Source organism: Parapedobacter indicus (assembly GCF_900113765.1).
Taxonomy (GTDB): Bacteria; Bacteroidota; Bacteroidia; order Sphingobacteriales; family Sphingobacteriaceae; genus Parapedobacter; species Parapedobacter indicus.
Genome location: NZ_FOQO01000006.1, coordinates 382290 through 395837, shown reverse-complemented (window position 1 = coordinate 395837; position 13548 = coordinate 382290). Strand labels below are relative to the sequence as shown.

The 13548-nt window shown below is 46.0% G+C and carries 13 protein-coding genes; 6 read left to right on the top strand and 7 right to left on the bottom strand.

The features are described from left to right. Nucleotides 1-217 precede the first annotated feature (217 nt). Together BMZ56_RS14465 and BMZ56_RS25630 are read left to right on the top strand one after the other, a co-directional pair. Nucleotides 218-1522, top strand: a complete 1305-nt coding sequence (locus BMZ56_RS14465) for a Gfo/Idh/MocA family protein (RefSeq protein WP_090627882.1) — start codon at nt 218-220, stop codon at nt 1520-1522. Nucleotides 1523-1534: 12 nt separating this feature from the next. Next, nucleotides 1535-1699, top strand: a complete 165-nt coding sequence (locus tag BMZ56_RS25630) for a hypothetical protein (protein ID WP_177195145.1) — start codon at nt 1535-1537, stop codon at nt 1697-1699. A gap of 68 nt (nt 1700-1767) precedes the next feature. On the opposite strand, the gene purE is transcribed toward BMZ56_RS25630, so the two are convergent. The 6 genes from purE to BMZ56_RS14435 form a co-directional block, all read right to left on the bottom strand. After that, nucleotides 1768-2277: a 5-(carboxyamino)imidazole ribonucleotide mutase gene (purE, locus tag BMZ56_RS14460; protein WP_090627881.1), complete on the bottom strand. Its 510-nt coding sequence runs from the start codon at nt 2275-2277 to the stop codon at nt 1768-1770. A 29-nt stretch (nt 2278-2306) separates the two neighbouring features. Next, complete coding sequence (locus BMZ56_RS14455; RefSeq protein WP_090627880.1) at nt 2307-3449, bottom strand: 5-(carboxyamino)imidazole ribonucleotide synthase; 1143 nt, start codon at nt 3447-3449, stop codon at nt 2307-2309. A gap of 24 nt (nt 3450-3473) precedes the next feature. Next, nucleotides 3474-3977 carry an NADH-quinone oxidoreductase subunit B gene (locus BMZ56_RS14450; protein ID WP_090627878.1) on the bottom strand — a complete coding sequence of 168 codons (504 nt, stop codon included), beginning with the start codon at nt 3975-3977 and terminating at the stop codon, nt 3474-3476. After that, a complete protein-coding gene (locus BMZ56_RS14445; protein WP_090627877.1) occupies nt 3974-4576 on the bottom strand; it encodes an NADH-quinone oxidoreductase subunit A in 603 nt (200 codons plus the stop codon). Before BMZ56_RS14445 ends, BMZ56_RS14450 begins: the two co-directional genes overlap by 4 nt. Before the next feature lie 93 nt (nt 4577-4669). Next, nucleotides 4670-6010 (bottom strand): signal recognition particle protein, encoded by a 1341-nt coding sequence (gene ffh / locus BMZ56_RS14440; protein ID WP_090627875.1) that lies wholly within the window; start codon nt 6008-6010, stop codon nt 4670-4672. Nucleotides 6011-6124: 114 nt separating this feature from the next. Beyond that, nucleotides 6125-6814 (bottom strand): zinc metallopeptidase, encoded by a 690-nt coding sequence (locus BMZ56_RS14435; RefSeq protein WP_090627935.1) that lies wholly within the window; start codon nt 6812-6814, stop codon nt 6125-6127. Between the two features lie 357 nt (nt 6815-7171). On the opposite strand from BMZ56_RS14435, the gene BMZ56_RS14430 reads away from it, so the two are divergent. The 4 genes from BMZ56_RS14430 to BMZ56_RS14415 are packed head-to-tail and all read left to right on the top strand — an operon-like array spanning nt 7172 to nt 12316. Then, nucleotides 7172-8002: an ABC transporter permease gene (locus BMZ56_RS14430; RefSeq protein ID WP_090627873.1), complete on the top strand. Its 831-nt coding sequence runs from the start codon at nt 7172-7174 to the stop codon at nt 8000-8002. A gap of 4 nt (nt 8003-8006) precedes the next feature. Then, nucleotides 8007-9248: an ABC transporter ATP-binding protein gene (locus BMZ56_RS14425; RefSeq protein WP_090627872.1), complete on the top strand. Its 1242-nt coding sequence runs from the start codon at nt 8007-8009 to the stop codon at nt 9246-9248. A 12-nt stretch (nt 9249-9260) separates the two neighbouring features. After that, a complete protein-coding gene (locus BMZ56_RS14420; protein ID WP_090627870.1) occupies nt 9261-11321 on the top strand; it encodes a glycosyltransferase in 2061 nt (686 codons plus the stop codon). 2 nt (nt 11322-11323) lie between these two features. Continuing rightward, the gene (locus BMZ56_RS14415; protein ID WP_090627869.1) at nt 11324-12316 is read left to right on the top strand and encodes a glycosyltransferase; all 993 of its coding nucleotides are present in this window, start codon (nt 11324-11326) and stop codon (nt 12314-12316) included. A gap of 68 nt (nt 12317-12384) precedes the next feature. Here BMZ56_RS14415 and BMZ56_RS14410 read toward each other — a convergent pair whose 3' ends face one another. Continuing rightward, complete coding sequence (locus tag BMZ56_RS14410) at nt 12385-13539, bottom strand: tetratricopeptide repeat protein (RefSeq protein ID WP_090627867.1); 1155 nt, start codon at nt 13537-13539, stop codon at nt 12385-12387. Nucleotides 13540-13548: the final 9 nt, after the last annotated feature.

Below are 13548 nucleotides of genomic sequence, written 5' to 3'. Positions count from 1 at the left end.
TAACAAAAGGTTAGATAATAAGAGCCGTGTAAGCGGAGACGCTTACGCACGGTTCTGTGAGAATCTCGGGCTGAAATGCCCGGGTTTACTTGACAGTAACGGTTGATTGTTTAGTTGGATGAAAGCTCCCGATTGAAAAATCGAGAGCTTTTTCATGTGATCGGTGTTAGGGATTTTTCTTATCTTAGTCGCCTAATCACCAATGGGATATTGAATTATGAAAACAAGCAGAAGAGAATTTTTGGGCACAATGACAACGTTGGCAGCGACCGCTGGTGCAGCTAAGGCATTCCCCGGTACATTTTCAATCGGAACGCAGCAACAGAAAGCAATCCGGGTGGGGTTAATCGGTGCGAATGGTATGGGGTGGTCCAATCTGAACTCGATGTTAAAGGTACCCGGCGTACAATGCACGGCACTTTGCGATGTAGATGCCAATGTGCTAAATAAGCGGGCAGGCGAATTGAAAACACGGAATATCACGCCCAAGTTATATGCAAAACACGAAGAGTTATTGGCCGATCCCAATGTGGACGCCGTAATTATCGGTACGCCAGATCACTGGCATTGCCTGATTATGGTAGATGCGTGTGTAGCTGGAAAGGATGTATACGTAGAAAAACCCTTGGGTAACTCCATTGCAGAATGCAACGCCATGGTCGCAGCGGCTGCAAAATATAACCGGATGGTGCAGGTAGGGCAGTGGCAGCGCAGCCAACAGCATTTCCGGGATGCAATGGATTTTGTGCATTCGGGCAAGCTGGGTAAAATTCGCTTAGTCAAGGCATGGGCGTATCAGGGATGGATGAAAAGCATTCCTGTCAAACCCGATGGGCCCGCCCCCGAGGGAGTGGACTATACCCGCTGGTTGGGGCCTGCCAGGGAACGGCCATTCAATCCGAACCGTTTTCATTTCGAATTCCGCTGGTTTTGGGATTACGCCGGAGGACTGATGACCGATTGGGGCGTACATATGCTGGACTTTGCATTGATCGGTATGAAGGCGACAACTCCCAAATCCATTATGGCCACGGGAGGTAAATTCGCCTATCCCAACGACGCTGCTGAAACACCGGATACGCTGACCACAGTGTATGAATTTGACGACTTCACGGTGCAATGGGAACATGCTAATGGCATCGATGGAGGCCCTTATGGACGTAATCACGGTGTGGCTTTCATCGGTAATTTCGGTACCCTGGTGGTAGATCGCGGTGGATGGGAAGTGATCCCCGAAGGGGAACGGATGGAGGCGGTACCGCTTCAGAAAAGCAAGGACAATGGGCTAGACATGCATACCGCCAATTTTATCGAGGTGGTACGCTCCCGGCGACTGGAAGCACTGAATGCACCGGTCACAGCAGGCGCACACATTGCCATCTTTTCGCAGATGGGCAATATTGCGTATCGTACAGGTGAAAAGATATACTGGAATGCGCAGAAAGGACAGTTCAGCAGCGATGCAGCGAACAAACTACTGGCGGCCGATTATCACAACGGATATCGAATCCCGAAGGTATGACGTAAAAAGCCGATGAATCTGAATAACGACCAATCGTTTCTGAAACCCGTGCTTAGCAAGGGTATGTTGATGCGCGATCCCTGCATTATCCGTGGGAGCGATGGTCGTTTCCTTCCATATGGTTTGGTCGGAAAAACTGAATATGCCCCAGGGTATCCGGCATGGCACAGTCTTTAGGATAAGCAGACAAGAACTCGAAAAGTTACTGGATTGAGCGCAGTGCGAATGGCACGGATGCAACGATTTTACACCAACCCTTTTTCTACTTCCTGTGCATTTTCGACTACTTTTTGAGCCAGCTCTGCCTTAAAATTCAATAAATTCTGTGCAAGTTGTTCGTCTGCTATAGCTAGCATCTGTGCAGCAAGGATGCCGGCATTTTTGGCAGCATTGAGTGCCACGGTTGCAACAGGGATGCCATTTGGCATTTGTAAAATGGAGAGTATTGAGTCCCAGCCGTCGATGGAATTGGATGATTTGACAGGTACACCAATAACCGGCAAATGCGTAATGGAGGCCACCATGCCCGGCAGATGGGCTGCGCCGCCGGCACCGGCAATGATCACTTTAAGGCCGCGTGAAGCGGCGGTTTTGGCATAATCAAACATGCGATCCGGTGTTCGGTGAGCCGACACAATGGTTACTTCCACGCGTGCGCCCAATTGCTTTAATATCTCCACGGCATCCTGCATAACGGGTAAATCCGATTTCGATCCCATAATGATGCCTACTTCCGCCAAGTTATGTGTCGTCATGACTTTTTACTTTTTACTTTTTTTACTTCTCAGGTAATTACCCTCATCGTTTGCTGTACCGTTCTTGCCGTTCGGATAGCCTCTTCGCGGTCTTCATTAACCACGCAAACGTGGCCCATTTTCCGGAAAGGTTTAGTGTATTTTTTTCCATACAGATGTAAATATACACCTTCCATAGCTAAAACTTCTTCAATCCCTTCGTAGCGCGCCAATCCATCGTGACCCGCTTCGCCCAGGAGGTTGACCATTACGGCGTTGGTACGAGTGGCCGTGTTGCCCGGCGCGAGGTTAAATATCGCCCGCAAATGCTGTGCAAATTGTGAGGTAAAGTTGCCTTCGATACTTTGATGCCCGCTGTTATGCGGACGGGGAGCAAGTTCATTTACCAGCAACCTTCCGTCTTTGGTCAGGAATAGCTCCACAGCCAGTAGTCCGACGATTTGGAGGTCTTCGGCAATTTTTTTGGCTAGCAAATCCGCCCGTTGTTGGATTTCAAAGGGTAGGGTAGAGGGCGATATAAGAAATTCCACCAGGTTTGCCTCTGGATTGAACTCCATTTCCACACAGGGGAAGGTAGCCACCTCGCCGTTGTCATTACGCGAAACGATGATTGCTAATTCCTTTTCGAAATCAATCCATTGCTCAATGAGACTCGGTGCTTCGAAGGCCGATTCAATATCGGACTCGTTGATGATTTTTTTTACTCCCCGGCCATCGTAACCGTCTTTGCGAAGTTTTTGAATATAAGGCAACGAGATCGAAGCGGTCGCCAGGTTCTCTTTGGATGAGATCAACTGAAAAGGAGCTGTGGGTATGTCATTTTGCTTAAAAAATTGTTTTTGCAGTCCTTTATCCTGTATCAGGCGAATGATGCGGGATTGCGGATAGACCAAAACACCTTCCTCTTCCAGCTTTTCCAAGGCATCTACATTGACCTTCTCGATCTCAATGGTTACCATATCCAGCCCCTTGCCGAATGCGTATACCGTATCGAAATCATTTAGCGGCCCATTGACAAAACGGTTGCACAGATTGCGGCAGGGAGCATTTTTGTCGGGGTCAAGAATGTGTACGTTTACATTGAAATTAATGGCTTCCTGAATGAGCATGCGGCCTAACTGCCCGCCGCCGAGGACGCCTAACTGTAGTTCACCATAAAAGTCTTTTGCCATATAAGGTTGAAATAGTTTTTAAGATCAAGCCTGCTTGGGTTGCAATTTGTCGCCGATAATGTGCTCGGTTTCGATCTTTTTTTGCAATTCGAGAAAGGCACCGATAAGCGCCTCAGGCCTGGGAGGACATCCTTGTACATAAATATCCACAGGAATAATGCGGTCTACTCCCTTAACTACGTGATAACCATGCTGCCAATAAGGGCCACCGCAATTAGCGCAGGATCCCATGGAAATTACATATTTGGGATCGGGCATTTGCTCGTACAAACGCCGTATACGGTCGGCCATTTTAAAAGTCACCGTGCCGGCAATGATCATTACATCCGATTGCCGGGGCGAGGGACGTGGAAACACACCGAAACGGTCCAAGTCATAGGTAGCAGCCATTGAACCCATCATTTCAATGGCACAGCAAGCTATTCCAAAACTCATGGGCCACATAGACGACAGCCGCGCCCAATTGAGCAGGTCGTCCAGCTTGGCAATCACCACGCCGTTGCTCTCCAGTTGTTTGTTGATACTCATGACGATATGCCCCCTGGTTTTCTGAACATCGGTTTAAATGCCGGTTTTTTTATTTCGGTTCCATCACTTTGGGGTGGGGCAGCTTTTGGAGACCCCGCTACCAGTGGTTCAAATTCACGGACACGATGCGGTTCGCGGTTCAGCTTATCGTAAGCCGACTTGGGTATATTTACGTTCACACGAGGTAGGACGGTGCGTGATTTTATCCATTCCAGATCGCCTTTTCTCCATACATATACCAAACCGATGACTAAAATACCGATGAAGACAGCCATTTCAGCCAGTGTAAACCATCCCCAACGTGGGTCTGCGGCGATTAACTCTGGGCGTCCGAAGACCGTAGCCCATGGAAAGATGAAAATCATTTCCACGTCAAACAATAGGAATACCAGGGCAATGACATAAAAGCGCGGATTGAACGCAATCCACGAACTGCCCATAGCTTCTTCACCGCATTCGTAGGTGCTCAGTTTTGCAGGGTTGGGGTTTTTGGGGGAAATGATTTTGCCCAAAAGGAGCGTTAACAATACCAATAAGGCGCCCATTACTCCAATGATGAGTATTTTGCCAAATTCGGTTAACTGTCCCGGGTCATCCATAAGTCAAAGGTAAGGAAAATTTTATTAGTTGCGCCGTGAGCTGTCAGCTTACGATCGATAACTAATAGCCGACTGCTGAAGGCCGATAGTAAATCACCGCCCCATTGGCATCTTGGGTGCCCCACGCATCATGCGGGCCATTGCTGCCGGATTGGACATCTGTTTCATCACTTTGCGCATATCGCCAAATTGCTTCATCAGTTTATTCACTTCCACCAAATCGGTGCCTGAGCCTTTGGCGATGCGTGCACGGCGTTTTTGGTCGATGGCATCGGGGTTTTCACGTTCGTAAGGTGTCATGGAATTGATAATCGCTTCGATAGGCTTGAAGGCATCGTCATCGATATCCACATCTTTGATGGCCTTACCTACCCCCGGGATCATACCCATGAGGTCTTTCATATTGCCCATCTTCTTGATTTGCTGGATTTGGTTCTTGAAATCGTTGAAGTCGAACTTATTTTTGCGGATTTTTCGCTGCAATTCTGCGGCTTCTTTCTCATCGAATTGTTGTTGCGCACGTTCAACGAGCGAGACTACGTCGCCCATACCCAGAATACGGGAGGCCATCCGATCGGGATGGAAGACATCGAGCGCGTCCATCTTTTCCCCTGTACCGATAAACTTGATGGGTTTATTGACCACCGATTTGATGGAGAGAGCCGCGCCTCCACGTGTGTCACCGTCCAGCTTGGTAAGTACCGCACCGGTGAAATCGAGTCGGTCATTGAACGCTTTTGCCGTATTGACTGCGTCCTGACCAGTCATCGCATCCACCACAAAGAGGATTTCATGAGGCTGGGTGGCGTCTTTTACGGCCGATATTTCATTCATCAATGCCTCATCGATGGCTAAACGGCCGGCTGTATCGACGATAACGACATTGTATCCTTTTTGCTTGGCTTCGGTCACACCCGCTTGAGCAATGCCGATGGGGTCTTTCGATTCCCGATTGGTATATACAGGAACATCTACCTGCTGTGCAAGCACTTCCAGTTGGTCGATCGCTGCCGGACGGTATACATCGCCCGCAACAAGCAGGGGTTTTCTGCCTCTTTTCTCTTTGAGGTATTTTGCAAGTTTACCTGAGAATGTGGTTTTACCTGCGCCATTCAGACCGGCGATGAGGATAACTGTTGGATTTTTCGATAAATCCAAGTCAGTGGCTGAGCCGCCCATTAGCGCGGTCAACTCATCGTTCATGATCTTGGTAAGCAATTGCCCCGGTGAGATGCTGGTCAGCACATTTTGCCCAAGTGCTTTTTGCTTCACTTCATCGGTGAATGCTTTGGCCGTTTTATAGTTTACGTCGGCATCGAGCAACGCCTTGCGGATTTCCTTCATCGTCTCCGCTACGTTGATTTCGGTAATATTTCCCTGACCTTTTAGTACTTTAAAGGCTCTGTCTAACTTATCCTGTAAATTCTGAAACATTGTCCGTTGCTATCTAAATATCAATGAGCTGCAAAGCTACGAAATCTATCATAAAAAAGCCCGCCACGAATTGATCGGGGCGGACCCACCTAAACTGGATTAGGAAAAGAGATTTTAATCCCTTCTTCCGAGCAGCATGCTCGCGTAATAAAGCAAGGTCACCAGAGACGACAACGCTGCCACGACGTAGGTCATAGCTGCCCACCACAGGGCGTCTTTCGCACCATCGTGCTCCACCGTGCTGTGGGTAATGCCTTTGTTGTCTAACCATGCCAGCGCCCGTCTGGAGGCGTCGAATTCGACCGGCAGCGTTACGAAGCTAAATAATGTGGTGATTGCCAAGGCGGCTACGCCGATGGCCAATACATATGGATTGCCTGAAAATGCCATCATCAGCACACCGATCATCAATACCCAGGTGACCAAGTTTGAGGCCACGCTTACAATGGGTACCATTGCCGAACGGAACTGCAACCACGAATATGCCTTTGCGTGCTGAACGGCGTGTCCGCATTCGTGAGCTGCAACAGCTGCCGCAGCTACACTACGGCCACTGTAAACTTCCGGACTTAAATTCACGGTCCCGTTTGCGGGATTATAGTGGTCGCTCAACTGGCCCTGTGCCGAAATAATTTGCACATCGTAAATGCCGTGGTCATGCAACATTTTCTCCGCAACATCCCGGCCGGTCATACCGCTGCTTAACGGCGTTTCCGAGTATTTCTTAAACTTGCTTTTAAAGCGCCACTGCACGATCATGCTGACCAACATGATGCCGCCGAAAATAATCCAATAACTCATCATAATATCTTCTTTAATATGTTTTTGTATCGTTGCTTTTATGCCTTTTGTATTCTCCATGGTCAAAAAATGTACCGCACATTTTTCGCTGACGAAATGGCTGCATCCAACCGTCACGAATATAAAAAATCAGCTGCTGGTCTGCAAATCGTCCGCTGATTTAGTTAATTAGAATGACAAAGTTGCATCAACAACTGGTTTATAGGTTATGTCTATGTAGCAGAAATGCTACGTATTTAATTTTTTATCAATACAATACGTGCAAGTCATTTGAAATCGTAATATTTTTGTTTCGCATGTTAGGCATCTAATTGTTGATCATCCGATGGCCATTAAATTTAACATTATAATACGATAACAATGTGGGATTGGGAGGTTAAAACAAAGCAACCCTGGTTCAGATTTGGCATCCGTGAGTTATTTCATTACAAGGATTTGATTCTCCGGTTTTCCAAAAGAGATTTGCTTGCGAGCTATCAACAGACGTTGATAGGGCCTTTGTGGGTAATTGTGCAACCGTTGCTTACTACGTTGACTTATGTGTTGATTTTCTCCCGGGTTGCCCGGATTAGTACGGATAATGTTCCACCCCTTTTATTTTATTTGCCAGGTGTTATCCTATGGAATTATTTTTCGGAGTGTTTAAATGGTACGATGGGCACGTTTCAGTACAATGCGCATATTTTTAGCAAGGTCTTTTTTCCCAGATTGACGGTCCCGGTAAGCCAGGTGCTTACTAGCAGCTTCCGAATGATGATCCAGTTATCAGTTTTTGTGGCCATTTACGGAATTTATATGCTTAATTATGACCTCGGTGTAAATCGCGCAGTTGTGTTGCTTCCCGTCAGCTTACTATTGTGTGCTGGATTTGCATTTGGTGCTGGTTTGATTATCAGTATTGCGACAGCTAAATATAGAGATCTGGATACCGTGTTGCAGTTTGTTTTACGCTTATTCATGTTTGCAGCGCCGGTGGTATACCCGAGTACGATTATTCCCGAAGAATGGAAATGGCTGTTTTGGCTAAATCCACTGACACCTGCCATTGAGACGATCCGATATGCTTTTTTTGGCTCTCCGGCGTTTTCTTTGTTACCTCTTTTGGTTTCAGTTTTTAGTGTTGGTATCTTGCTCGTTATTGGTTTGGTCATTTTTAAACGAAACGAAGTAAGGGTGATGGATACGATTTAAGACCATGAGCGATATTTTGATTCAAGCCGAAAACATTTCAAAGAGATACCGGCTGGGTGTTTTAAACGCCAATACATTGAAGGAAGATCTGTCGCTGTGGTGGCAGCGTAAGCGAAAGAAGCAGGCAATGGTTAACGTTGCGGGCGACTCTTATTTCTGGGCGCTAAAAGACATCAATTTTGAGATCAGGCGAGGAGATGTAGTTGGATTAATTGGTAAAAACGGAGCGGGTAAATCTACCCTGCTGAAGATCATTTCGCGTATTGTTTTACCCACCACCGGCGTGGTGCGAGGCCGTGGGCGCATCGCCAGTTTATTGGAGGTTGGCACTGGGTTTCATCCAGAGTTGACGGGCCGGGAGAATATATTCTTAAACGGCAATATCTTGGGGATGAAGAAAAAAGAAATTGAAAGTCGCTTTGATGAAATCGTCGACTTTTCAGGAATAGAAGCATTTTTGGACACACCAGTAAAACGGTATTCCAGTGGGATGTATGTCCGACTGGCTTTTTCGATTGCTATACATCTCGAACCTGATATCCTCGTTTTAGATGAAGTATTATCAGTCGGTGATTTCGATTTCCAGCAAAAATGTTTAGCTAAGATTGACGAGATTTCTAAAAAACAGGGACAGACTATTTTATTTGTAAGTCACAGTATGCAATCTGTCAAGTCGCTATGCGACACCGTGCTTTATTTAGAAAAAGGGAGACTGGTTGCGCACGGCGATGCATCATCCGTAGTGTCAAAATATCTGCTCCGGGAAAATGCATATGTGAGTATCCAAAAGTTTCTTGATAAAAGTAATGCACCCGGAAATGGTACGATCCGGATACATGAAGTAGAAATACGGGCAAATGATCAACCGGTTACCGGAGTAATTGACACGCAAACGGATATATCTGTCAGGTTCTCCTTTTGGAATCTGAGTAAAGGACATTCATTGCTGAGTGTTAATATTATAGTGATCAATTTCTTAGGAGAAGGTATTTTCAGTGCCACTTCTGAAGAAGTCGGTTTTAAAGACGGATTAATCCACGGTATCTGTCGTATACCCAAACATTTTTTGGCGGACGGGTCGTATGTCATTAATCTTGTTTTTTTTCAGGATAAGCGGCATATTCTATTCGAGTTTAACCAGAGCCTTAGTTTTGAGGTTAAATCTTCGGCTAAGCCTTTAAATACCGGGAGGTGGCAAGCACCTGTTCGGCCCAAGCTTCCATTTACATTCACTCAAACTACTTAACATCTATCAACCATGTTTACACCTTATACGATACGACATGTCCAATTGAGCGAGGTTAGAACCCTAACACCTCCGGTTGGAAAACATTACCTGGTGTTTTGGTATAACCAATATCCACTAGGGCATATTTGGTATGAGGCCGATCTAAATCAACTGGATTTTGCGAAGGCGATTGTTACCGCGCTATCACCCGCACTTACCCATTACCTTGGGATGGTTGGGGCAGCAGATGATTGTAACTGGGAGGAAAGTCTGTTCGAAGATGACTTTTCATCCGGTACGTTGAGTTACCTGTTGGCAAATTTGACACTCCCCCGGGCTATTACCCAAACCATAACCGTAGTTATCTGTACGCGCAACAGACCTAACGAACTTAAAAAATGCATCAAACAGCTTAAACTATGCAACGACCAAAACTTCGAGTTGTTAGTTGTTGACAATGCCTCGGATACAGACGAAACGCAGCAGGTGGTAACTGCATTCGGCGATGTCGCTTACGTCCGAGAGGACCGAAAGGGACTGGATATTGCCAGAAACACCGGTATTAAGTACGCTAGCAATGCCATCGTCGCGTTCACGGATGATGACGTGGTAGTCGATGTAAATTGGATTACCCGGATCAAGGAAGGGTTTGAGAATCCGCTGACTATGGCATTGACAGGATTGACGATACCGTTGGAAATTTCGACCAAAGCACAATATCTATTTGAACGGGACTGGGGATTCAACAAAGGATACCTACCCCGTACGTTCGACAAGGCATATGTAGACAAATACATTGCCGCGGGGGACAGTCCCCCTGCCTGGGATGTCGGAGCAGGGGCAAATATGGCCTTTCGGAAAGATGTTTTCAAAGTTGTAGGGGGATTTGATGAACGCTTGGACGTGGGAGCGTCCGGTTGCAGCGGAGATTCTGAAATGTGGTACAGGATAATGGTAGAGGGTTGGAATTGCTTTTATGCACCCGAGATGGTTGTATACCATCAACATCGGAAGTCGATGGCTGAACTTAAGCGTCAGTTGTTCTTTTACATGAAAGGTCACGTCAGCGCGTTGCTCGTGCAATATGAAAAATATGCGCACATCGGTGACATTAGGCGGATTAAGAAGCATCTTCCGGAATGGTACTTACGTCGCATTATATCGTTTGTGAAAACAGGTAAGTTCCATCATTTACGTTTTCTGATTACTGAGATAAAAGGATGCATAGCGGGTTGGAAATTTTACCAAAGAAATTCGGTTAACCGGGATGCACCCTTATTCGCATTGCCAAATGAGGTTACCGCTTCGAACCAAGCTGATTCTGCGTTGGTTACTGTTGTTATCACGTGTTATAACTACGGGCATTATTTAGCGGATGCCATCGCGAGTGTAAAAAAACAGACATACCAAAACCATGAGATCATTGTGGTTAACGATGGTTCGGAAGATAATACCGTTGCGGTATGTGCATCTTACCCGGATGTTCAGTGTATTCATACCAAGCGTGTTGGAGTTTCCATGGCCCGTAATACCGGCTTACTATATAGTAAAGGAGCTTATGTGCTGTTTTTAGATGCCGATGATTGGCTATATGCTAATGCCCTAGAGTTGCAACTTCATTATTTTAATGAATTCCCCGAAGTGGCTTTGGTAGCAGGTGGATTCGACCGGGTGGGGAATGAGGGTGAATTGCTCGCCGATCAGCCGGACTTAAAGCAGCACCGGGAAGGGTTTTATCGCGGCTTGTTGATGGGTAATTTTATCGGTATGCAGTCAAATACGATGTATCGTAGAGAGTTATTTTTCGACTTCTATTTCGATTCAAGATTAATTGGATGTGAAGATTACGATTTAAATCTGCGCATCAGTAGAAATTTGCCTGCTTTTTCGCATAAGCAAAAGATTGCGGCTTACCGCGTGCATGGCAACAGTATCAGCAGCGACATTGCAATGATGAGGAAACAGGTGCAAAAGGTGTTAGCTAAGCAACAGCCTTTTTTATATACACCCGAAGAGCGTAATGCCTTTGATGAGGGAGTCAAAAATTGGGATGCGTATTTTATGAATGCTAACCAATTATTAGAAGACTGATCATGGATATAGAAAGAACACCACAGACTCCACCGATAATCAATCCGTTATCAGACGCTGATTCCCGCATAATTTGGTCGGTGATGATACCCGTTTATAATTGTATCAATTACTTACGGGAGACGTTGGAGAGCGTTTTACAGCAGGCTTTTCCCGAAGAGGTTATGCAGATTATGGTTATAGACGACTGCAGTACGGATGGGAATGTAGCGGAATTAGTACAAACCGTTGGCAACGGACGCATAGATTATTTCAAAAAAGATAAAAATGGTGGTAGCCTCCGAAATTTTGAGTCCTGTATCAATAAGGCACGAGGAAAATATGTGCATATTTTACATGGTGATGACAAAATATCTCCCGGCTTTTATGCTGAAATGGAGCGCCTTTACAATGAATATCCTCAGGTGGGAGCTTGCTTTTCAAATTACGATTTCATAGACCAGAACAGCCGACAGGTTGATACTACCGAAGTGCTGCAAAAGGCAAGTGGGATAGTAGCTAATTGGCTGGACAAAATTGCCTGTAAAAATCTAATACAGCCTCCCGCCATCGTCGTGAAACGAGAAGTATACGAACATCTGGGTAGTTTTTTTGGGGTACATTATGGTGAAGATTGGGAAATGTGGGTGCGTATCGCTTCACATTATTCGGTAGCCTATTCGCCGAAACTTTTGGCACATTATCGAATACATACCACCAACATCACAACAAACTCGATTCTTTCTGGAAAGAATGTTAAAGATATCCAAAAGGTTATCAATATCATCAGCAATTACCTGCCGGAAAATAAAAGGCGGAAATTGCGGAATGAAGCATCTAAGAACTTTGCCGCATATTTTGCTGCATTGTCTCACAGAATATACCATGAGCATGGTCAGCCGAAAGCCGCTTTAATGCAAGCTTATTTAGCAACCAGAATGTATATGAGTGGAACCACCGTGAAAGAGATGGGGAAAATCGTGATTAAATGCTTAATCAATTACCGCAGGGCCTAACGGAAGAGACGACTAGCAATCCGTCGGGTGTTCCCAGGGTTGATGACAACGTTACATTGTCGTTCAATTTATTGAAGCGCTTTAATTCGTTGTTCAACGTAATCCACATAGATTTTTTCGGTTGCTCCGGGTTTCTGTTGAAGGTAGATTTGATAGTAGCGAAGGGCGTTGTTCGGATTGTTGAGTTTTTTGTCATACAATACCGCCAGACTGTAATAATGTAGCGGAATCTTTTCGAATTGGAAGCTCCGCAGATATGCGGCAGCCGCGGCAGATGGTTGGTTTGCGAGATCGTGTAAGTCGGCCTTGCGGCCATAATACAGTGCGGTATTGGGTGAGATAGCAAGTTCGAGTACCTTATCCATGCATTCAAGTCCCGCTTGGTATTCTTTCAATGCCTTGTAAGCCATAGCAAGGTAGTAGTAGTCGAGTTCCGGAATTCCACTGTATTGGTCCAATGCTTTTTCGTAAGTGTTTTTGCAGCGGGCGAAGTCATCGGTAAGAAAGTACCCTTTGGCCAGTAATATCAGGACCTGTAGCGTTTCTTCACCTTGTTTGCTCAGCTTTTCACAACGTTGTACCACTTCTTTGTAGTTACCTAATTTATCAGCTGCTTGCGCTTTGGCCAATAGTAACAAACCATTTTCTGGATCGGTGTGCAGCGCTATCTGCAATATGCTGTCTGCGCTCAGGTATCCGACGTCATTGCGAAGCCCCATGCATAGCTGTGCGAAGTCAAAAGCGATGTCGCCGTTGGTGGGCTGCAACTGATTTGCTCGCTTGAGATATAAGAAAGCAGAATCGGCTTTGCCCATCCGGCTCATGAGGGTCGATAATGCAGTCAGTGCCTGTACATAATTACTATCTATGGCAGTTAATTTTCGGTAGTAATCCGCCGCGGAACGTAACAAGCCTCGTTGTGCCCTCACTGCGGCAAGGTTTGACAACGTAGCTATATTCAGGCTGTCAAGTGCATATAGCTGCAGATAATATCGTTCGGCTTGCTGGTGGTTTCCTGACATGCGATAACAATAAGCGAGGCGGTTGAGCACGGAGGGATCGGTAATCGGATCGGGATACAAACCCTGAAGGTATGTGGCGGCTTCCTCGTATTTCTGGGCTTGATAGAATTCGAGTAACCGGCCATTGTCCGGAGCGTGGTCTTGGGCAAACACCGATAGAATGCAACTGCAGAAAAAGGAAATCAGTACGATGTAATTCATAATTTCTCA

Excerpts from the sequence above, each read along its gene's own strand:
- BMZ56_RS14465 (WP_090627882.1), top strand. The coding sequence starts at position 218 with ATGAAAACAAGCAGAAGAGAATTTTTGGGCACAATGACAACGTTGGCA.
- BMZ56_RS25630 (WP_177195145.1), top strand. The coding sequence starts at position 1,535 with ATGAATCTGAATAACGACCAATCGTTTCTGAAACCCGTGCTTAGCAAG.
- purE (WP_090627881.1), bottom strand. The coding sequence starts at position 2,277 with ATGACGACACATAACTTGGCGGAAGTAGGCATCATTATGGGATCGAAA.
- BMZ56_RS14455 (WP_090627880.1), bottom strand. The coding sequence starts at position 3,449 with ATGGCAAAAGACTTTTATGGTGAACTACAGTTAGGCGTCCTCGGCGGC.
- BMZ56_RS14450 (WP_090627878.1), bottom strand. The coding sequence starts at position 3,977 with ATGAGTATCAACAAACAACTGGAGAGCAACGGCGTGGTGATTGCCAAG.
- BMZ56_RS14445 (WP_090627877.1), bottom strand. The coding sequence starts at position 4,576 with ATGGATGACCCGGGACAGTTAACCGAATTTGGCAAAATACTCATCATT.
- ffh (WP_090627875.1), bottom strand. The coding sequence starts at position 6,010 with ATGTTTCAGAATTTACAGGATAAGTTAGACAGAGCCTTTAAAGTACTA.
- BMZ56_RS14435 (WP_090627935.1), bottom strand. The coding sequence starts at position 6,814 with ATGATGAGTTATTGGATTATTTTCGGCGGCATCATGTTGGTCAGCATG.
- BMZ56_RS14430 (WP_090627873.1), top strand. The coding sequence starts at position 7,172 with ATGTGGGATTGGGAGGTTAAAACAAAGCAACCCTGGTTCAGATTTGGC.
- BMZ56_RS14425 (WP_090627872.1), top strand. The coding sequence starts at position 8,007 with ATGAGCGATATTTTGATTCAAGCCGAAAACATTTCAAAGAGATACCGG.
- BMZ56_RS14420 (WP_090627870.1), top strand. The coding sequence starts at position 9,261 with ATGTTTACACCTTATACGATACGACATGTCCAATTGAGCGAGGTTAGA.
- BMZ56_RS14415 (WP_090627869.1), top strand. The coding sequence starts at position 11,324 with ATGGATATAGAAAGAACACCACAGACTCCACCGATAATCAATCCGTTA.
- BMZ56_RS14410 (WP_090627867.1), bottom strand. The coding sequence starts at position 13,539 with ATGAATTACATCGTACTGATTTCCTTTTTCTGCAGTTGCATTCTATCG.